Annotated in this window: 21 protein-coding genes; 14 read left to right on the top strand and 7 right to left on the bottom strand. The window is 49.9% G+C overall.

What is annotated here, in order from left to right:
* Nucleotides 1-59: 59 nt before the first annotated feature.
* Both EZJ49_RS01915 and EZJ49_RS01910 read right to left on the bottom strand, forming a co-directional pair.
* Entirely contained in the window at nucleotides 60-524 is a 465-nt protein-coding gene (locus EZJ49_RS01915) for an EVE domain-containing protein (RefSeq protein WP_262553837.1), read from the bottom strand.
* Nucleotides 521-916: a YchJ family protein gene (locus EZJ49_RS01910; RefSeq protein WP_262553836.1), complete on the bottom strand. Its 396-nt coding sequence runs from the start codon at nucleotides 914-916 to the stop codon at nucleotides 521-523. The genes EZJ49_RS01915 and EZJ49_RS01910 overlap by 4 nt, the downstream gene beginning before the upstream one ends.
* A 138-nt stretch (nucleotides 917-1,054) precedes the next feature.
* Here EZJ49_RS01910 and EZJ49_RS01905 point away from each other — a divergent pair, with 138 nt between their 5' ends.
* The 6 genes from EZJ49_RS01905 (at nucleotide 1,055) to EZJ49_RS01880 (ending at nucleotide 8,343) form a co-directional block, all read left to right on the top strand.
* The gene (locus EZJ49_RS01905; protein WP_410468753.1) at nucleotides 1,055-1,822 is read left to right on the top strand and encodes an SDR family NAD(P)-dependent oxidoreductase; all 768 of its coding nucleotides are present in this window, start codon (nucleotides 1,055-1,057) and stop codon (nucleotides 1,820-1,822) included.
* A 2-nt stretch (nucleotides 1,823-1,824) separates the two neighbouring features.
* Nucleotides 1,825-3,228 (top strand): class II fumarate hydratase, encoded by a 1,404-nt coding sequence (fumC, locus tag EZJ49_RS01900; RefSeq protein WP_262553834.1) that lies wholly within the window; start codon nucleotides 1,825-1,827, stop codon nucleotides 3,226-3,228.
* Between the two features lie 73 nt (nucleotides 3,229-3,301).
* The gene (locus EZJ49_RS01895; protein ID WP_262553832.1) at nucleotides 3,302-4,234 is read left to right on the top strand and encodes a hypothetical protein; all 933 of its coding nucleotides are present in this window, start codon (nucleotides 3,302-3,304) and stop codon (nucleotides 4,232-4,234) included.
* 13 nt (nucleotides 4,235-4,247) lie between these two features.
* Nucleotides 4,248-4,688 (top strand): hypothetical protein, encoded by a 441-nt coding sequence (locus EZJ49_RS01890; RefSeq protein WP_262553830.1) that lies wholly within the window; start codon nucleotides 4,248-4,250, stop codon nucleotides 4,686-4,688.
* A gap of 21 nt (nucleotides 4,689-4,709) precedes the next feature.
* Nucleotides 4,710-6,731 carry an ATP-dependent helicase gene (locus tag EZJ49_RS01885; protein WP_262553827.1) on the top strand — a complete coding sequence of 674 codons (2,022 nt, stop codon included), beginning with the start codon at nucleotides 4,710-4,712 and terminating at the stop codon, nucleotides 6,729-6,731.
* Nucleotides 6,732-6,906: 175 nt separating this feature from the next.
* Nucleotides 6,907-8,343, top strand: a complete 1,437-nt coding sequence (locus tag EZJ49_RS01880; protein WP_262553826.1) for a hypothetical protein — start codon at nucleotides 6,907-6,909, stop codon at nucleotides 8,341-8,343.
* On the opposite strand, the gene EZJ49_RS01875 is transcribed toward EZJ49_RS01880, so the two are convergent.
* Nucleotides 8,329-8,991 carry an RluA family pseudouridine synthase gene (locus EZJ49_RS01875; protein WP_262553825.1) on the bottom strand — a complete coding sequence of 221 codons (663 nt, stop codon included), beginning with the start codon at nucleotides 8,989-8,991 and terminating at the stop codon, nucleotides 8,329-8,331. The two genes, EZJ49_RS01880 and EZJ49_RS01875, sit on opposite strands and share 15 nt — an antisense overlap.
* Nucleotides 8,988-9,398: a hypothetical protein gene (locus EZJ49_RS01870; protein WP_262553823.1), complete on the bottom strand. Its 411-nt coding sequence runs from the start codon at nucleotides 9,396-9,398 to the stop codon at nucleotides 8,988-8,990. Before EZJ49_RS01870 ends, EZJ49_RS01875 begins: the two co-directional genes overlap by 4 nt.
* Before the next feature lie 125 nt (nucleotides 9,399-9,523).
* Between EZJ49_RS01870 and EZJ49_RS01865 the strand changes: the two genes are divergently transcribed.
* The 4 genes from EZJ49_RS01865 (at nucleotide 9,524) to EZJ49_RS01850 (ending at nucleotide 11,689) form a co-directional block, all read left to right on the top strand.
* The gene (locus EZJ49_RS01865) at nucleotides 9,524-9,778 is read left to right on the top strand and encodes a hypothetical protein (protein ID WP_262553822.1); all 255 of its coding nucleotides are present in this window, start codon (nucleotides 9,524-9,526) and stop codon (nucleotides 9,776-9,778) included.
* A 79-nt stretch (nucleotides 9,779-9,857) separates the two neighbouring features.
* Nucleotides 9,858-10,787: a ParA family protein gene (locus EZJ49_RS01860; RefSeq protein ID WP_262553820.1), complete on the top strand. Its 930-nt coding sequence runs from the start codon at nucleotides 9,858-9,860 to the stop codon at nucleotides 10,785-10,787.
* Nucleotides 10,788-10,798: 11 nt separating this feature from the next.
* Nucleotides 10,799-11,353, top strand: coding sequence for a hypothetical protein (locus tag EZJ49_RS01855; RefSeq protein WP_262553818.1), 555 nt, complete (start codon nucleotides 10,799-10,801; stop codon nucleotides 11,351-11,353).
* A gap of 3 nt (nucleotides 11,354-11,356) precedes the next feature.
* Complete coding sequence (locus tag EZJ49_RS01850) at nucleotides 11,357-11,689, top strand: BolA family protein (protein ID WP_262553816.1); 333 nt, start codon at nucleotides 11,357-11,359, stop codon at nucleotides 11,687-11,689.
* Between the two features lie 186 nt (nucleotides 11,690-11,875).
* On the opposite strand, the gene EZJ49_RS01845 is transcribed toward EZJ49_RS01850, so the two are convergent.
* Both EZJ49_RS01845 and EZJ49_RS01840 read right to left on the bottom strand, forming a co-directional pair.
* Complete coding sequence (locus tag EZJ49_RS01845) at nucleotides 11,876-12,991, bottom strand: sensor histidine kinase (RefSeq protein ID WP_262553815.1); 1,116 nt, start codon at nucleotides 12,989-12,991, stop codon at nucleotides 11,876-11,878.
* Between the two features lie 8 nt (nucleotides 12,992-12,999).
* Nucleotides 13,000-13,614, bottom strand: coding sequence for a response regulator transcription factor (locus tag EZJ49_RS01840; protein ID WP_262553813.1), 615 nt, complete (start codon nucleotides 13,612-13,614; stop codon nucleotides 13,000-13,002).
* Nucleotides 13,615-13,773: 159 nt separating this feature from the next.
* Here EZJ49_RS01840 and EZJ49_RS01835 point away from each other — a divergent pair, with 159 nt between their 5' ends.
* Together EZJ49_RS01835 and EZJ49_RS01830 are read left to right on the top strand one after the other, a co-directional pair.
* Nucleotides 13,774-14,208 carry a Spy/CpxP family protein refolding chaperone gene (locus tag EZJ49_RS01835; RefSeq protein WP_262553811.1) on the top strand — a complete coding sequence of 145 codons (435 nt, stop codon included), beginning with the start codon at nucleotides 13,774-13,776 and terminating at the stop codon, nucleotides 14,206-14,208.
* Between the two features lie 11 nt (nucleotides 14,209-14,219).
* Nucleotides 14,220-14,489 carry a hypothetical protein gene (locus EZJ49_RS01830; RefSeq protein ID WP_262553809.1) on the top strand — a complete coding sequence of 90 codons (270 nt, stop codon included), beginning with the start codon at nucleotides 14,220-14,222 and terminating at the stop codon, nucleotides 14,487-14,489.
* A gap of 11 nt (nucleotides 14,490-14,500) precedes the next feature.
* On the opposite strand, the gene EZJ49_RS01825 is transcribed toward EZJ49_RS01830, so the two are convergent.
* The gene (locus EZJ49_RS01825) at nucleotides 14,501-14,761 is read right to left on the bottom strand and encodes a hypothetical protein (protein WP_262553807.1); all 261 of its coding nucleotides are present in this window, start codon (nucleotides 14,759-14,761) and stop codon (nucleotides 14,501-14,503) included.
* A gap of 204 nt (nucleotides 14,762-14,965) precedes the next feature.
* Between EZJ49_RS01825 and ettA the strand changes: the two genes are divergently transcribed.
* A complete protein-coding gene (ettA, locus tag EZJ49_RS01820) occupies nucleotides 14,966-16,636 on the top strand; it encodes an energy-dependent translational throttle protein EttA (RefSeq protein WP_262553805.1) in 1,671 nt (556 codons plus the stop codon).
* A gap of 6 nt (nucleotides 16,637-16,642) precedes the next feature.
* Entirely contained in the window at nucleotides 16,643-17,488 is an 846-nt protein-coding gene (locus EZJ49_RS01815; protein ID WP_262553803.1) for a DUF4010 domain-containing protein, read from the top strand.
* Nucleotides 17,489-17,490: the final 2 nt, after the last annotated feature.

The following is a 17,490-nucleotide window of genomic DNA, read 5'->3' as shown; positions in this document are numbered from 1 at the left end:
CGAGGAGGAAGCCGTACTGGTTGTACGGCGCCGACGCAGCGACAAAGAAGAAATGAATGTTACGGTGTGCTTCCGCCCATTTTTTTGACGATATCGAAGTGCTTTTTATCAACAGGCTGAATGGAAAGGCGAGAACCTTTTTGCAGAACCAGCATTTCGGAAAGCTTTTCATTGTCGCGCAGGTCCTGAAGGCTCACAAAATTCTTAAAATGCCCCACGTATTCCACCTGAACGCAATACCAGATTGGTTTTTCCTTGGTGGCTTTCGGATCAAAGTATTCAGACTTTTTATCGAACTGTTCCTGATCCGGTTCAGCAACCTTGGATACGCGAGCCAGCCCGGCAACTCCCGGAGGTGTCGCATTGGAATGATAGAATAGAACTGCATCGCCAACCTGCATGTCCTTCATCATGAAATTGCGGGCCTGATAGTTGCGCACGCCATTCCACCAGGTGGTTTTGTCTTTTTTTAGCTGATCCAAAGAAAAAACATCAGGCTCGGATTTCATCAACCAGTACTTCATTTGGTTTTTTCCCCTTTGATCTTGCCGGATTTAAAGAACCACTCGCCAGCTTGCTTGCGGAAGGTGCTGACTTCGTGATGAACGTAGTCCTCGTCATCAATACTGTAAAAGGCTTTAAACTCCACAAGGCCTTTGGTGCCTTTTTCTTCGGCGTTCAAGATTTCCAGCTTTAGGAATTTCGCGCGTTCGGCCCATTCTTTATTCGCTTCATCGTCGATCAAATCCAGGGTCTGTGGATCGGTCGTATCGCGCAGGTACTGCATTTGATTTTTCGCAAAGGCAGCATAGCGTGAACGCATCAAAGCTTCAGCTGTCGGAGCCAGCGCTTCACCTGAATGATAAACACCACAGCACACAGAGTAATTTTTGTCAGAACCACAAGGACATTTCATAGCCCGCGAAGCTATCAGAATTTCCCCATCAGAGGTACGCCGTACCTTTTTGGAGTGCGCCGCGTCGGGCTGGTTTTTGAAAACCATGTGCCATACCCAAGCTCTTGACGGCCTGCTATCGTCTTAGAGGTGAGGTGAATTATGACGAAATGGGCACTTATTACCGGGGCGACCTCGGGCATTGGCCGGGCGACGGCTCATTCATTGGCAGAACAGGGATTTTGCATTCTGGCGACTGGGCGCCGTTATGAAAAGCTGCAAGAACTGCAAAATGAGCTGAAGGCCAAGTTCCCGCAAGTGCAGGTGAAGCTGGCAAGTTTTGATGTCTCCGATCGCTTTGAAGTCAGCGAGTTTATGAAGGCTCACGCAGCGGATTTGGCTTATATCGAAGTTCTGGTGAACAATGCGGGGCTGGCCTGCGGTGTGGAAAAAATGCAGGAAGCCTCTTTGGACGATTGGGAAACCATGATCGACACCAACATCAAGGGTTTGCTTTTTATGACCCGCGGAGTGGTGGAACACATGGTGAAAAAGAACTCCGGACATATTATAAATTTAGGTTCGGTGGCCGGGCGTTGGACTTATCCGGGTGGGGGAGTGTACTGCGCAACGAAGTTTGCGGTGCGCGCCCTGTCCGAAGGACTGCGTATGGATTTACTGGGCACCAGGATTCGCGTCACAAACATTGAACCTGGCATGGTGAATACTGAGTTCTCAGTGGTGCGATTGAAGGACCAGGCTAAAGCCGACAAGGTCTATGAGGGCATGACCCCGTTGATGGCCAAGGATATTGCAGAAACCATCGCGTGGTGTGCGGCTCGTCCGGCTCATGTAAATATTCAGGAACTTGTGATTTATCCCACCGATCAGGCCCATGTCGGTCAGGTCGCTCGTAAAGGAGTTTAAGTATGTCAGGCAGCGGATTTAGAATTGAAAAAGACACCATGGGTGATGTGCAGGTTCCCGCAGATAAATTTTGGGGTGCCCAAACGCAAAGGTCCACGCAGAACTTCCGCATCGGCGGGGACCGCTTTCCACGCGAAATGATTCGCGCGCTGGGGATCTTAAAAAAATCTGCTGCTGTGACAAACCAAAAGCTGGGAATTTTGGATACAAAAAAAGCCGACCTGATTATCAAGGCTGCTGATGAAGTGATTCAAGGTAAACTGGATGCACATTTTCCTTTGGTGGTGTGGCAGACGGGTTCGGGCACTCAGACCAACATGAATGCCAACGAAGTCATCGCCAATCGAGCGATGGATATGACCGGCACCAAGCTTCCCAGTAAGGACATTCATCCCAATGATGACGTGAACAAGGGGCAGTCGTCCAACGACACCTTCCCAACGGCGATGCACATTGCTGTGGGAGAGCAGATCCATCACCGCCTGCTGCCGATGCTGGAAAAACTGCACAAGGCGCTGGAACACAAACAAAAAGAATTCCAAAGCATCGTGAAGATCGGCCGCACGCATTTGATGGATGCAACGCCGCTGACTTTAGGGCAAGAGTTTTCAGGCTATGCCACGCAATTAAAACACACCATTCAGCGAGTGAAAAACACCCTGCCACATCTTTACGAACTGGCCTTGGGGGGCACCGCTGTTGGAACAGGGTTGAACACCCATCCGAAGTTTGCCGTGGAGGCGGCGGCAGAGATCGCGAAAGAAACAGGACTGCCGTTTGTTTCTGCCGAAAATAAGTTCGAGGCCTTGGCCGCACATGATGCTTTGGTGGAAGTCAGCGGGTCATTAAATTCTGCTGCTGTGTCTTTGATGAAAGTTGCCAACGACATCCGTCTTTTGGGATCAGGTCCCCGCTGCGGTATTGGCGAACTGCATTTACCGGAAAATGAACCTGGCAGCTCCATCATGCCGGGCAAGGTCAATCCCACCCAAAGCGAGGCCATGACAATGGTCTGTGCACAGGTGATGGGAAATCACGTCGCTGTCAGCATTGGCGGAGCAACCGGGCATTTCGAGTTGAACGTGTTTAAGCCGTTGATTGTGTTTAACGTGCTGAACTCGATTCGTCTGCTGGCGGATGCGTGCGAGTCCTTCACCGACCACTGCGTTTCGGGAATTGAAGCCAACCATAAACAAATTCAGAAGCACCTGGAGCACTCTTTAATGCTGGTAACGGCGCTGAATCCTCATATTGGCTATGACAATGCAGCCAAGATTGCCAAAACTGCCCATAAAAACGGCACAACACTGCGCGAAGAAGCCATCAATCTTGGACTCCTCACTGGCGAAGAGTTTGATAAAGTAGTAAAACCACAGGACATGATCGGCGCTAGCCGGCAGAGCTGAAGCTCGGCGGCAGCCGGCAGAGCTGGAGCGCCGGCAGGCGCGCAAGCTGGAGCAACTTAAGAACTGGAGAAGTATGAACCCACTATTGGCTAAAGCGGACTGGATGAATCAGGATGACATCAGACCCTACGTCTTTGTGCGTCCCGAAAACCAGATTGCTCAGCCGGGGTCGGTGCATCGCCTGAACTGGTTTACCCAGTCTCCAATCATCAAAAATCCTCTGGATGTCAAAGAGCTGGCCTTTGCTGACAGAATTTATTCTCTGGAAGAACGTGCCTTTGGGCCTTCTAATATGGCCATGCCGCGTTGGGTTTTTTACGACTGTGCGGTGATGCCAGGGTTTGTGGCGGGCTTTGCAGCTCGTCCATCAGCTTTGTCCAAGGCGGCGCGCGAGGCGCTGGACCCTAAGAAGTTCCCGGCGTCCCAGTCTCCGATTAAAACTTCCGGTGTTTTGAAGGAAGTCGAAGCTTTGGACGACATGGATTGGATTCCTTTGTCGCTATTTATCATCATTCCGACGATGCATAAGGGCGAGTGGGTGGCCCACAACCTGTGTTCGGTAAACTCTCTTTTGCCGAAGGAAGAGCAGTTTTATGGTCTAGGTTTCCTGTCCAAGGCTTTCGGGCTTTGGTACGCAAACGTGGAGCAATGCTCCGGAATGACTCAGTGGGGAAGTCCGGCTTTGAAGCTGCACTCGCATTATGGTCATTTAGAGGTAATTGGGGCTTACGCTCCGGTGCATTCTCATGCTAAAACTATTACTTACCGTGTACAGGTAAATACTCAATGCTGGGAAAAGTTCTTCAATAAGGAGCCGGACCTGGCGTTCTTGGAAAACTACGGACCGACCGGCACGTTCATCGATCCGAAGAAAGAAGAGAGCATGTTGGGCTTCCAACAGCGCATTGAGCGCAATGAAGGGCCGTTCTATCTCAGCGCCGGAGAGATCGCCCAGAAGAAGCTTGATGAACAGTTGATGATTTACAGTTTGAAACAACAATACTAGATAGGAAGAAACCATGTCGATGAATACTCTGCCACCCGTCGCGAAATCCTTTTTTGCGTTTTGTAAGAAATGTGATGCTGATAGATACCACGTTGTTCTGGCTCACACTTCGGCAACATCCGCAAAGATTAAATGCGAAATCTGTGGTTCTCAAAAGACGTATTCTCTTCCTAAAGCTCAAACTAAAACCGGCAAGCCTTTGACGGGGGCGGCTGCGAAAAAACGTGAGCAAACAATGAACTCCCGCAAATCCAGCCACCGCAACGAATATGAAATGCTGATGGCGAATGAAAGCGCAGCCACTGCGACTTACAACATGAAGGGCAAGTTTGAAAAAAACACCAAGCTTCAACATCCTAAGTTCGGCATGGGTTTCATCAAGGATGCGTTGAATGATAAAATTGAAGTTGTGTTTGAAGACGAAGTTCGTACTTTGATCCACAATCGTCAGTAGTTTTTGAAAGAATAAAAATTAATGGATTGGTTCAAGGGGCTCAACCCCGAACAACAAAAGGCCGTGAAGCACAACTTCGGGCCTTTGTTGATTTTGGCGGGGGCCGGTTCAGGCAAGACAACAGTTCTGGTTTCCAGAACCGGGCGTTTGATTTCCGAGCGTGTGGCACAGGCTCAGGAAATCTGCGTTCTTACTTTCACCAACAAAGCCGCGCGCGAACTCAAACATCGCGTCAGTGCCAAGCTGGGCAGTGCCGGGACGGGCATGTGGGCGGGGACTTTCCACTCTTTCGGATTGCAGATCCTGCGCCGGTTCCACAAGCATGCGGGGCTTTCTCCGTATTTTGGGATTGTCGATCAAAGTGACTGCAATGCCATTGTCAAAGATCTGGTGAAAGATATTAAGAACTCCAGCAAGGACAAGTTCGACACGGATAAAATCCTGAACATGATCAATGACCGTCGCACGGGGATGGCGCCGCAGACCGAAGCGTTTGATGAATATCACGAGATGGTCGAGGTTCTGACCCCGAAATTCACCAAGCGTCTGGAACATCTGGGTGTTGTGGACTTTGAGGGGCTTTTAATCAAGCCGCTGACGTTGCTTAAGGAAAATCCGGAAATCCTGGAAAAAGTGCAGGGCATGTTCACGCAAGTGATGGTCGATGAGTTCCAGGACACCAATCGTCTGCAGATGGATCTGATCGCCCAGATCGTGCAAAGTCATAACAATATTTCTGTGGTGGGCGACGATGATCAGTCCATCTATGGCTGGCGTGGGGCGGAAGTAAAAAATATTCTGAATTTCCCACAGGAATTCACTCCGTGTGAAGTGATCAAGCTGGAACGCAACTATCGTTCTTCGGCTGAAATTCTGGCCGTGGCCAATGCCGCTATTTCCAAAAACAAAAACCGTCACGGCAAGATTCTGCGCCCGCAGATTGCTGAAGACACCGGGCAGCTTCCGGAATTGTTTATTCTGGATCGAGAAGAGGACGAATGTGAATTCGTCGTCAGTGAAATTCTGAATTTCCAAAGACAGGGTTACAGCTACAAGGATATGGCCGTGCTGTATCGTTCAAACACCCAAGGGGGCTTGATTGAGTCCTCTTTGCGTCGTGCGAATGTGCCCTATCATATTTCCGGCGGCACTTCGATTTTCGATCGTCGAGAGATCAAGGATCTGATGGCTTACCTGAAGCAAGCCCTGGCTCCGAATGAAGTGTCTTTGCGTCGTATTATCAACGTCCCGTCTCGCGGAATTGGTGACACGACGATTGAAAAACTCAGTGAATTTGCGCTGAAAAAAAGAATCAACTTTGTCGATGCCTGCCGCTTCTGGCAGGAAGCCGGAGTCCAGGATAAAGCCGGGGAATCCATCGACAACCTGATGCTATTTATCGAGAATCTTCCGAAGAACATTTTGGATTTCCAGGTGGGTTCGACCCCAGGGGCCAAGATGGTTCAGATCTTCCAGGACATCGGGTATCGTGAATATGTCTATGGTACCGCCGCAGACCCCACCAGTGCCGAAAAAAAATGGATGGTGGTCGAGATTCTGGGGCGCATTTTGGATGCTTATCTGGGACGTCGTTCTTATGACGTGGAAAACATCAAGTCCTTCGTGGATTCGATGCTTTTGCGGGATGATATGTCCGAAGAAGAACTGGAAAACAAAGTTCAACTGATGACCTTGCATGCCTCCAAGGGGCTGGAGTTCCCGGTGGTGATTCTGGCGGGGTTGGAAGAAGATCTTCTGCCGCATAAAAACCTGGGTTCTGACATCGATGAAGAACGCCGCTTGTTCTATGTCGGTGTGACCCGAGCCAAGAAACGCCTGGTGATGTCGCGCTGTCAGCAACGCAAACGCAACGGCGTGGTAAAACCCGTGGCACCTTCGCGATTCCTTTTGGAACTTCCCAAAGAGCTTTACACCGAGTTTCCACTGGGCGCCCGTCCGGTCGTGGGGCAGGAACGTGAAGATCTGGTGGCAAGTTTCCTTTCCAAGCTTGATAGCAAGCTTGGCAGTAACGTCAAAAAATAGGTCCGTGTTCGCAAACGCCGTGGAAACAACAGGCGCTTGAAACGTCCTGCTGTCAACGCGTTCAACAAATCTTAACTGATAAAACCACTTTCATTTGATTGCCGCCGGGATTTCATCTGGCACCGTCTTCGCAGCTTCCCAAGTCTGTGGAGGCTGCTGCCGAGGATGTCTCATTATGAGACTTTCTTCCAGACAGAACGGTATGAAGATTTGGAACATGAAAGCTTTGATGACAGCGATGTTGGTAAGTCAAACTGTCAGTGCGGCGATGCCTCAGTTAGATCTGCCGGAAACCGGCTGGCATGAAATTCCGCAAGTCTTTCAGCCGTACCTGACCAGCAAGGCATCGCATTTGGAATACAATGCGGAATCCAAATTCCTGCGTCAGTTCCGCGTGAACCGCCTGCTCAGCCGTGACAGTCACGTCGTAAATATCGAGTGGAATAAAATCTCTGTCAGAAAAGATGCGCCCTTGGAAATCAGACAGTGCTGGGGCATCTTCGTCAGCGGGGGCTCTTGTGGCAAGGCGATTGTGTCGCCACTGCCAACTCACTATTCCCCGGAAGGGGAGCTGGATCTTTTAAAATATGCGCGTCACGTGGCCTATTATAACGGTCTGGCAGTTTCCCGTGATGTCTTTGTAAACCTTATTCGTGACAAAGATGCTTCCAAGGGCGAAATGCGTAAGCGCATTATTGAAACCACTCGCAATACTAACAAGACCTATCCGAATTCTTTAGCCACCATCCGCAAAGATCAGCGCAAAGACATCGGCGTCTATCTGGTGTTGGGCATTGGCGGAGAAAAAAGCAAGAATGCCGCTTTGATTCAACGAGCCGCAGAAGAACTAAGACGGATGGGGTTTACTTCAGAAATGCTGATGGTTGATGCCGAACTGGGCAGTGATTACAACGCCGTGATGTTAAAAGAGATGCTGGCGCAACGCTTGCCGCGACTGAAAAAGGTGGTGTTGGTGGCCGCCAGTAAAGGTGTTGCCGACTTTATTACTTTCTTCCTGAATCACGGTGAATCCCTGTCTTTGCGGGAACGGGAAAAAGTAAAATTGATGGTATCGCTGGCCGGAGTGATCCGTCCTTCCTTTGTGGCGAACTACGTGATGGAAAGCAAAGGCGTGATTCCCAAATTTGTGAAGACCACTTTAACGGTGACGGGACGGACGGAAACCAAAAAGGGGATTTCCTCTTTGGCTGAAAACCCGTGGGAAGGGCATGATCCGAAAGGGATTAAAAACCTTTTCCCCAACATGAAATGGCTCAGCATGCCGGCAGTACCTGAAGGTCTGGATGGCGTGACTCATCGAAGTTTGTGGGAAGGCTTTTTGAAGACTCCAAGTTACAGATATGCAGAGGAAGCCTCTCCGATGGATGGTTTGGTTGAATCTGCCGCTTCCGTGCTGCCACCGGACACGGGCTTGCAAGAACTGATTGTGCCGATCTATGGGCCTCACGCCATGGCCCTGGGTTATTACACTGCGAATTTGAAAGTGGCACCCAACGCCCATCGCGATACGGTGGATAAGGTGGTGCCAGAAGCCGGAGCCGAAATGCTCAGCGCGATCTTCCGGGCTTTGCCAGTATCACTGGTGGACTAATTTTAAAAACTCTTCCGGCAAAGGTGCTTCAAACGTTAAAGAGGCACCTTCAAAAGAAATGACCAGCTTTGCCGCATGCAGGAACATGCGCGAGGTCTGATAGATTCCGGCCATGCGCTCATTGTACTTGGGATCACCGTAACGGGAATCCCCTAAAATAGCGTGCTTGGCCAGGGCTGTGTGCTTGCGAATCTGATGCTGGCGTCCTGTCAGCAGGCGCACCTCCGCCAAAGAAAAATACTTGTTAGCTTCGGTGATGCGATACCGGGTTTGCGCGGGAACGCGGTCCTTGCTCATACCTTGGGGATTCTTGCGTCCTTCGGCTTTGTCACTTAAAGGTTGATTCCACTCCAGCCAGTCGGGACTGACGGGCAGACTGCCACGCAAAACGGCGTAGTAAGTTTTTTCCGTCTGATGATTTTGAAATTGCTCGGCCAGTTTTGCGGCGGTAGTGGCGTCTTTGGCGACCAGCAGAACTCCGCTGGTTTCTTTGTCCAGCCGGTGAACCAGATGCAGATTTTCCAGAGGAAGGCTTAACTGGCGATGCAGAAGATGCAACACATCGTTGGCTTCATTATGAACGGAAACGCCAGCGGGTTTATCAATAGCGATCCATTTCGGACTTTGCGCCAAAACAGGCAGATTCACGGGAGCTCCTTCAGGATGGCTTGCACGTCTTCGGGTGAAACATCTTTTCGTGTCAGATCACTGTCCATGATCCAGCGTTCTTTACGGGATACCGCCAGGGCATGGACCGAGACAAGCACTATCAGATTAAAAATGAAGCCGCCCCAACTAAGAAACAGAAAAAACGCCCCCATCAGGAAAATATTTTTTTCATAGGCCTTGAGGTCGGCTTCTTCTTTGCCTTCGTAAAGCGGCTCGATATCAGAACGGGACTCCCGCCAGGTCAGGTTGATTTTTTTCAGATTGTTTTGCAGCTGTCGATAGGCAGGGGATTTGATTTTCTTTCGATGCAGCCACAGGTGCAGTCCCGTGATGCCGGCCGAAGGTATCCAGCCAATTACATAAGCCGCAGCAAGTTCCGGTGCCATGGGGAGGTTCCTCTTTCTTTTCTCTGGGGGTCAGTCTAGCGGGGGGTATGATTATTGGCAATACAGGGGCAGCAAAGTGGTGCAGGAACCGGGGGCTTTGGCAAAATAGTGTCGTGAGGTGACCCATGAATCCCAGCGTTCACGAATTTCTAGAGTTTTTAGACAAGGAAGATGACACGGACTATGGTGATTTTAAGCGCGAGGTGGATCTTCATTTGGTTCACATGGCCGAGGCCCTGCGGCCTCTAAGTGTCGAGCAACGCTTGCAAATTCAACGCATGCGAGAACAATTACTCTGGTCCTATAAGTTCGACATTGAAGAAATGCGGTCACTGCTGCGCTATGAAGTCCAGCATCTGGAAGGCGCGCCCGAGCTGTAATGAACGGAAAAGTTGGTGCGCTGCGTGTTTCCAAGGCAAAAACTCGCTTGTAGGCTTGAGGGACTGACGGAGGTACTTCATGTCCACTTTGGCGCAACAAGAGTTTTGCATCACTCTCAGCGATTTAGCCTCCTTCATGGAGCTGGCTCCGAATCAGGTGAAGGCCAAAGCTGAGGTCGTTCTGCAAAAGAAATTGAAATCCCCGTGGCTGCTTCCCGAGGAAGTGCGAGCTCTTCTGTTGGCTGAAGGTTACAAATACCCGCAAAAAGTTATTTCTGTTCAGATGCTCAAAGGGGGCGTGGCAAAGACCACTTCTGTTTTGAACATGGGACTGCGAGCGGCGATGTACGGCGCGCGAGTGTTGTTCATCGATTTGGATCAGCAAGCCAATTTAAGTTTTGCCTTGGGCGTGGAGGACGAAAGTCTTCCGGTCTGGGTGGATGTGGTGGAAAAGAAAAAGAGCATCGAGGAATGTGTGCGCTTTGTCGAACCTCATGTGGATCTGATTCCATCCAGCTTGAACAACTCGGTTCTGGATCGGGTGCTGTTAAATTCCAATCGCAATTGGGCCCAGGCTGTCAAAGCACCTTTAGAAAAAATCAAACATCGCTATGATCTGATTCTGATCGATACGGCTCCGGCTTTGAGTGCGACCAATACGGCTGTCACTGTGGCTTCCGATGAGGTGATTCTGCCAGTGAACCCGGACAAGTTTGCGTTTCTGGGACTGCAAAAGAATTTGAGTGAACTGGAAGATATCAGGGCGGACTTCGGTCTGGGCTTTAAGAAGAAAGTTCTCTTTACCAAGTTTGATGGTCGTGAGAACTTCAGTCATGAGCTTTTACAAAAGTGTATTGAGTCTTTTGAAGATTCACTGATGAAGGGGTATATTCGAACTTCTTCCGAGGTGAAAAATACTGTGCGGTCCGGAAAAAGCCTTTTTGTCGGGAAATCCCCGGTGAAATCCGATTATGATTTTGTGACCCGCGAAATGCTGGGATTTGCTTAAAAGGAAGTGTCATGCCAGAGATCAAAGATTACGACGGAAAAAAGAAGCACCACCACTCTAAAAAACGTCGCCCTCACCACGAGGCGCAGACCGAAGAGATCATGGCTGAAGCTGAGGAAATTCAAGCCGAAGCTGCGGTGACCATGGATGAGGCGCAAGAGATCAACACCGAAGCGCAAAACGAAGGTGTGACAATCGATGAGACTGTTTTGGAAGCTAAAAAAATGGTTTCTGAAGGCGCACCGATTTTTGATGAAGACACTCAAAACTTCTCAAGATCGGAAGACGAGCCCCAAAAAGTTCATCTGGATTTCTACGGCAGTGAAATGATTCGTCAGAAAGCTCCGAAAGTAATGGAACTGGCGGATTCCGTGGCCGACGAATGGGTGAAGGACGGTCAGTTTGAAGGTCTTCCCGTGGGGAATCCTTTGGCGCAAGTGGCAGCGGCAAAAGCTTTGCGCAAAGCCAAAGACGTGGAAAAGAAGCTGGAAGAAAAAGGCGTCTTTGCCATGGCGAAAATGGGAATTGATCTGATCAAGTCCAAAATCGACAAAAGAAATCACTAAGTAATGTCTTCGCGCGAACAAAGAATCCGTGACATCTTAAACCAGTCCCTGGCTCCGCTGGAGCTAGGGGTGGAAAACGAAAGCCATATGCACTCTGTCCCGCCCAACAGCGAGACGCATTTCAAGGTGCTGGTGGTGTCTGACGCCTTCGAAGGCAAATCCCGCATCGACCGCCAAAGAATCGTCAACGACCTGTTGAAGTCCGAATTACAAAGTGGTCTGCACGCTTTAACCCAGAAGGCTTTGACGCCTTCTGAATGGGATGTGCAGAAAGATACTCTGAATTTTGTTAGTCCTGAATGTTTGGGTGGAAGCAAGCACGACCGTAAGTCCTAAGCACGCAGTTTTTGCGAGAGCTTCGGGCTGTCTGCCACTCTGGGGCACGCCATCCGGGCTCAGTTGCCGCCGCCTTTGGCGGTTCGCGCCTTCCGGGCGCCGGCAAAGGCCCCTGCCGTGGCAGTCATCCCGAAGCTCTCGCAAAAATGGCTTCGAACTTTCTTGAATAATTGAACAGGTAGTTTGTTAGCACTTTGTTGGGGATGGGATCTTGAGAGTGAACTCTGCGCCTTTGCCGTCTTGGCTGGTGACGGTGATGTCGCCGTTGTGGGCTTGCATGATTGAGTGGGCGATGGAAAGGCCCAGGCCGAAACCCGAGGTTCCGGGGGATCTGGCGGTGTCGGCGCGATAGAAGGGTTCGAAGATGTGGGGCAGATCTTTGGTGGTGATGCCCACGCCGTCGTCTTTTACAGAGATCATCCAGTCATTGCAGTTTTTGTTCAGGCTGACGATGATTGGTTTGGAATCGGGGCGGGAATACTTGATTGCGTTTTCGATCAGGTTTCTTAGAACCCTTTCGATTTGCATACCGTCCAGATCCAAGATCACTTGCGGTAATGACGTGATTTTGACGCCGGGACTGGTGTTTTCATAGTCAGCAACCACGCCCTCGATCAGGTCATGCAAAGGGACTGCGGATTTACGCAATGAGGTGGCGCCTTCTTTCAGACGGTAGGATTCCAGAATTTCTGATACCAGTGTTTCCATTTTGCGCAAGTCATCTTTCACGGACTCTTTCAGGGAATCGTCCTTCATCAGATCCACCGCCACGCCCACGCGGGTCAGGGGACTGCGCAGTTCGTGACTGACATCGCGGAGCAGGCGTTCTTTGGAAACGATCATTTTTTCCAGGCCATCGGCCATGTTGTTGAAGGCTTCTGCGATCAGTTGGAATTCGTCATGGTGGCGGGTTTGAATGCGGTACTTCAGGTCTCCGGTGGAAATCTTGTTCACGCCCTGAATGATGACCTTCATCGGGGACATCATCCAACGAATCGTCAAAAAGCTTAGAATCAGAATCAGCAGAATAAATCCGGCAATCCCGATAAAGGGGAATGCCAGAAAACGAGGGATGTCGGAGGTGGCAATAAACCAGGCCGTGCGGGGTTCCGCCCCTTTGAGTTCCGCAAAATAATATCCGTCGTATTTTCCCAGGGCGATCTTCGCAGTCAGCCCATCGTCCTTTTTCGTGATCTCGGCAAAGGACGGCAGCCCTTGGTTGTTGGCAAGATCTTCAAAACCCGCCACGCGGGCGCGCAGATGAAGATCGTCATAAATCTGACGGATGCCATTTTCACTCAAAGAATTATTCAGACGCTGTTGCAGATTGACGGTTTCGCTGCGCAGACGGGCCTTGGTGGCATCGAGGACCTTGTTGTTCGGTTAATACGTTCATCCATGATGCGGTCCCGGGAAAGGCTTTGGCCTGAATGGGACATCAGTAGTTTTAGCAATTCGAATTCATGAGTGCTTAAGTTCAGATTTTGTTCCTGCAAAAAGGCCGCGCGTTGTTGCACATCCAAAATCAAGTCTCCGGATTTCAGGCGGCTTCCTGAGGCCGTTTTTTTCGAACGGCGAATCAAGCTTTTGATTCGTGCCACCAGTTCACGGGATTCAAAAGGCTTGGGCAGATAGTCGTCCACTCCCAGTTCCAGTCCCAGCACCTTGTCCGAGGTTTCACCCCGGGCGGTCAGCATCAGGATGGGAATGTCACTGAAGCTGCGGATTCTTTTGCAGACTTCAAAGCCGTCCATTTCTGGCAGCATGACATCCAGAATGATCGCATCAAAGCGGTCCCTGCGCAGACTTTGCAGCGCTTGCGAAGGTGTCGTGGATTGCTCAATCAACAGATCGAACTGTTGAAAGTACTGACGTAAAAGCTCTCCAAGTTTTTGATCGTCATCGATCAGAAGTATGCGATTCATGGTTTTATTCTAGTCGAAAAGCGTTTAAATCCAAAGATAAATACCCAGCATAATCAAGCAGTTACAATTTGTTACAATCATTAACAGGCCAGCAACCAATTCCTTCCTCGGGCATCTTAAACTGACTTCAGAAACAACCCCCTTATTAAGGAGTCACTTATGAGAAAAAATAGAAAATGGTCCCGGGCTTTTGCAATGGTGGTGGCCGTGGGCAGTCTGGGTTTTCTAGCGTCAGGATGTCATCGCTCGCCGGAAGAAAAGATGACCGCGATCAGTGAAAAGATCGCCAATAAGCTGGACTTCAATGAACAGCAGAAAGCCTTGCTGGCAGATATCGTGGGTGAAATGAAAAAGGACTTTGCTGAACACAAAGCTCAGCGCGCCTCCATGGCAGGCGACATCAAGAGCATGATTTTGTCTGAAGATCTTGATAAGGCCAAAGTGAAAGAGCTGATCAAAGCTCGCCAGGAACGCATGGATACCAAGGTCGATAAATATCTGGATCGCGTCGCGGCTTTGCATAAGACGCTGACTCCAGAGCAAAAGGCCGAGCTGATTGAAAAGCTGGAAAAACTTCAGAAATGGCATCAGTAAAGGCGGCTGTCATGTCAAAGGTTGGTGTGATCCGGGTGCAGGGACAGGATGGACGATGGGCACAGCAAATCGTTGGCGAGGTTCAGAACTGGCTTGCCGCCAGCGGATGGGGGGATGTCGTGACGGCATCCTTTCAGCCGTTGGCGACAGCGAAGGTTCAGGTGGAATTTGTCCCAGGTCAGTTTCAAAGCAACAGTTTACGGCGGATTTCTTTAAGGGAAAATGCGCGGTTTTCTGATTTTGAAGCGGCGTTGGATCGTTGGCTGTGGGAGCTGGAGTAGGGGCTTGGCCCTTACTCGTCGAATTGATTCAGTTTGGATTTCAGTTCGCCTAACAGGCGTTTGACTTCCTGCAGCTGTTCTTCTTCCGGAGAAATCTTGTTGGTCATCTCTTCGGTCAGGGTTTCCCAGGTGTCGAGGGCGTTTTTCAGATCAGTATTCAGATTTCCAAAGAGGGACTTTTTAGATGCGGGCTCACGCTTCTCCGGTTTTTCCGGGGAATTCTGCGCGTCTAAATTGGTATTTTGCTGCCGCTCTAAGTTGTTGCCACTCATTAAATGTTAGTTTCTGTCCGTTGTTTTCAGCTTTTTGCTTACTTTTTATGCCGGAAATCCGGTTTTCTATCTGAAAGCGCGTCCTGCGCAGGGGCCGATAGTGTGATAAATGGAACTCCATTTGACAAGCGTTTTTGGGCTGGTAGATTACTTCGCGTATATCAATTCCATTGCCGAAAACGGTCTTTTTAGGAGTGTGACATCATGTCTCAAGAGATTATCTACACAATGAAGGGCGTAAGTAAAGTATATCCTCCACAAAGATATGTGCTGAAGGATATTTATCTTTCTTACTTCTATGGCGCCAAGATCGGTGTTTTGGGTCTGAACGGTTCTGGTAAATCCACTTTGCTTAGAATTATGGCAGGCGTGGATAAGGACTTCCTGGGTGAGGCTTTCCCTTCCAAAACAATGAAAGTTGGTTACTTCGAGCAGGAACCGCAATTGGACGAAACACTGACTGTGAAAGAAAACATCTTCGCAGGCATGGGCGAGCTTCCAAAAGTGATGAAAGAATACAACGCCATCAACGACAAGTTCTCTGACCCGGATTTGGATCCGGATGAGATGAATAAATTGATCGAAAAACAAGGTGTGCTTCAGGAAAAGCTGGAGGCTTTGGGTGCTTGGGACGTCGATCAGAAGATCGAAATCGTGATGGATGCTCTTCGCTGTCCAGATGGGGATTCCCCGGTGACGAACCTTTCCGGAGGTGAAAAACGCCGTGTGGCTTTGGCCCGTCTGATCATGTCTGAACCTGACATTCTTCTTTTGGACGAGCCGACGAATCATCTGGATGCGGAATCCGTGGCATGGTTGGAACAATATCTGTCCAAGTTCCCGGGAACTGTTATTGCTGTTACGCACGATCGTTATTTCCTGGACAATGTGGCGGGTTGGATTCTTGAACTGGATCGCGGCGAAGGTATTCCTTGGAAAGGGAACTACACCAGCTGGTTGGAGCAAAAAGACAAGCGTCAGGCCAATGAAGCCAAAGATCAGGCTCGTAAAGCGCGCACTTTGGAGCGCGAGTTGGACTGGATTCGTCAGGGGGCGAAAGCTCGTCAGGCTAAATCCAAGGCACGTATTTCCAATTATGAAAACTTGTTGAAAGAGGCGTCCCCAGAGAAGATTCAGGAGATGTCCATCTACATTCCGCCGGGACCTCGTTTGGGCGATATTGTGGTGGAAGCTCATGGAATTACCAAGGCCTATAATCACAAGGTTCTTCTGGATGATGTCAGCTTCACGATTCCTAAAGGGGCTATCGTGGGTGTGATCGGGCCGAATGGTGTGGGTAAATCCACGTTGTTCCGTATGATCACGGGCAAGGAAACTCCGGATTCTGGCACTTTCAAAGTGGGCGAAACAGTCAAGATTGCTTACGTGGATCAAACACGTGAAACCTTGGATCCGAACAAGTCCATCTATGAAGAGCTGTCTGGCGGCGCGGACGTGATCCAGTTGGGCACGCGTGAAATCAATGCCCGTCAGTATGTTTCCTGGTTCAATTTCTCTGGTTCTGACCAACAAAAGAAAGTCGGTCAATTGTCCGGTGGTGAAAGAAACCGTGTGAACATGGCCAAGATCCTTAAAGAAGGCGCGAATCTGTTGCTGCTGGATGAGCCAACGAATGATCTGGATGTAAACACCATGCGTGCGCTGGAAGAAGCGCTGCTTGAGTTCGGTGGATCTGCTGTGGTGATTTCGCATGATCGTTGGTTCCTGGATCGTGTGTGCACACACATCATGGCGTTCGAGGGTGATTCTAAAATTGAATTCTACCCTGGAAACTTCACAGAGTACGAAGAAGACCGCAAACGCCGTCTGGGTGAAAATGCCGGTCCAAAGCGTGTTCGTTTCAAAATGGTGTAGCACTTGATGAAAAATCAATGGGTAAGGGCAGGATTATTCCTGCTCTTTCTTTTTGTGGCATCCCGTTTGGTTCCGGCCGGGTCGATAGATCCCTGGGGGCTGTTCCGTCCGCAAAAGATTCTTTTTATGTTCTTTGCGCTTTCGGCATTGCAAGTGATGGGAAGCGTGTTTTCCCGAATTATCGGACACCGTGCCGGGGTGCTGATGACGGGCTTTTTAGGTGGTCTGTTATCAAGTACGGCCACCACGGTCAGCCTTTCCAAAGACAGTCATGAAACGGAAGGTTCACAAAGTGTGCGTATGGCGGCCATGCATGCGGCAATTCTAGCGATGCTTTTGCAGGCGGTGGTCTTGGTGGGCGCGGGCAGTTTGGAAGCTTTACAGGTCGTGCGCCTGCACTTTCTGATTCTATTTGCGATCACCGCAGTGATGATTGTTATTTTATGGCGCAGGCAAAGTCGTCCCCGGGCGATAGCCAGAGGGCCGGAAAAGATTCTGGATGTGACAGAGTCTTTAAAGCTTACGATCTTTATTGTTCTTATTTTAGCAGCCAGTCGCGGGGCCCAACAGTGGCTGGGGACGGAAGGCCTGATGGCTTTGACGTTTGTGGTGTCGCTTTTTGAAGTGCATGGGGCGCTAATTTCCACGGCACAGTTGCTGGCGGCTGATAAAGTGGGGCTGGAGCAATATGAAAAACTTGTAGAGCTGTCCCTGTTGGCAAGTTTTGTTTCCAAGTTCTTCCTGATTGCGGTGATTTCCAGTGCGCAGTTCAAGAAAAGGGCCCTTTGGAGTCTTCTGCCCGCTGTGCTCTTTTTGGTGATACACCTGTTTGGGTGGATTCATCTGCGTTAGTG

It is taken from the genome of Bdellovibrio bacteriovorus, assembly GCF_025558485.1.
GTDB lineage: Bacteria > Bdellovibrionota > Bdellovibrionia > Bdellovibrionales > Bdellovibrionaceae > Bdellovibrio > Bdellovibrio bacteriovorus_G.
This window is presented reverse-complemented; position numbering and strand designations above follow the sequence as displayed.

Excerpts from the sequence above, each read along its gene's own strand:
- EZJ49_RS01830 (WP_262553809.1), top strand. The coding sequence starts at position 14,220 with ATGTCAAAGGTTGGTGTGATCCGGGTGCAGGGACAGGATGGACGATGG.
- EZJ49_RS01915 (WP_262553837.1), bottom strand. The coding sequence starts at position 524 with ATGAAGTACTGGTTGATGAAATCCGAGCCTGATGTTTTTTCTTTGGAT.
- EZJ49_RS01870 (WP_262553823.1), bottom strand. The coding sequence starts at position 9,398 with ATGGCACCGGAACTTGCTGCGGCTTATGTAATTGGCTGGATACCTTCG.
- ettA (WP_262553805.1), top strand. The coding sequence starts at position 14,966 with ATGTCTCAAGAGATTATCTACACAATGAAGGGCGTAAGTAAAGTATAT.
- EZJ49_RS01865 (WP_262553822.1), top strand. The coding sequence starts at position 9,524 with ATGAATCCCAGCGTTCACGAATTTCTAGAGTTTTTAGACAAGGAAGAT.
- EZJ49_RS01860 (WP_262553820.1), top strand. The coding sequence starts at position 9,858 with ATGTCCACTTTGGCGCAACAAGAGTTTTGCATCACTCTCAGCGATTTA.
- EZJ49_RS01895 (WP_262553832.1), top strand. The coding sequence starts at position 3,302 with ATGAACCCACTATTGGCTAAAGCGGACTGGATGAATCAGGATGACATC.
- EZJ49_RS01825 (WP_262553807.1), bottom strand. The coding sequence starts at position 14,761 with ATGAGTGGCAACAACTTAGAGCGGCAGCAAAATACCAATTTAGACGCG.
- EZJ49_RS01890 (WP_262553830.1), top strand. The coding sequence starts at position 4,248 with ATGTCGATGAATACTCTGCCACCCGTCGCGAAATCCTTTTTTGCGTTT.
- EZJ49_RS01855 (WP_262553818.1), top strand. The coding sequence starts at position 10,799 with ATGCCAGAGATCAAAGATTACGACGGAAAAAAGAAGCACCACCACTCT.
- fumC (WP_262553834.1), top strand. The coding sequence starts at position 1,825 with ATGTCAGGCAGCGGATTTAGAATTGAAAAAGACACCATGGGTGATGTG.
- EZJ49_RS01910 (WP_262553836.1), bottom strand. The coding sequence starts at position 916 with ATGAAATGTCCTTGTGGTTCTGACAAAAATTACTCTGTGTGCTGTGGT.
- EZJ49_RS01850 (WP_262553816.1), top strand. The coding sequence starts at position 11,357 with ATGTCTTCGCGCGAACAAAGAATCCGTGACATCTTAAACCAGTCCCTG.
- EZJ49_RS01885 (WP_262553827.1), top strand. The coding sequence starts at position 4,710 with ATGGATTGGTTCAAGGGGCTCAACCCCGAACAACAAAAGGCCGTGAAG.
- EZJ49_RS01840 (WP_262553813.1), bottom strand. The coding sequence starts at position 13,614 with ATGAATCGCATACTTCTGATCGATGACGATCAAAAACTTGGAGAGCTT.
- EZJ49_RS01815 (WP_262553803.1), top strand. The coding sequence starts at position 16,643 with ATGAAAAATCAATGGGTAAGGGCAGGATTATTCCTGCTCTTTCTTTTT.
- EZJ49_RS01835 (WP_262553811.1), top strand. The coding sequence starts at position 13,774 with ATGAGAAAAAATAGAAAATGGTCCCGGGCTTTTGCAATGGTGGTGGCC.
- EZJ49_RS01880 (WP_262553826.1), top strand. The coding sequence starts at position 6,907 with ATGAGACTTTCTTCCAGACAGAACGGTATGAAGATTTGGAACATGAAA.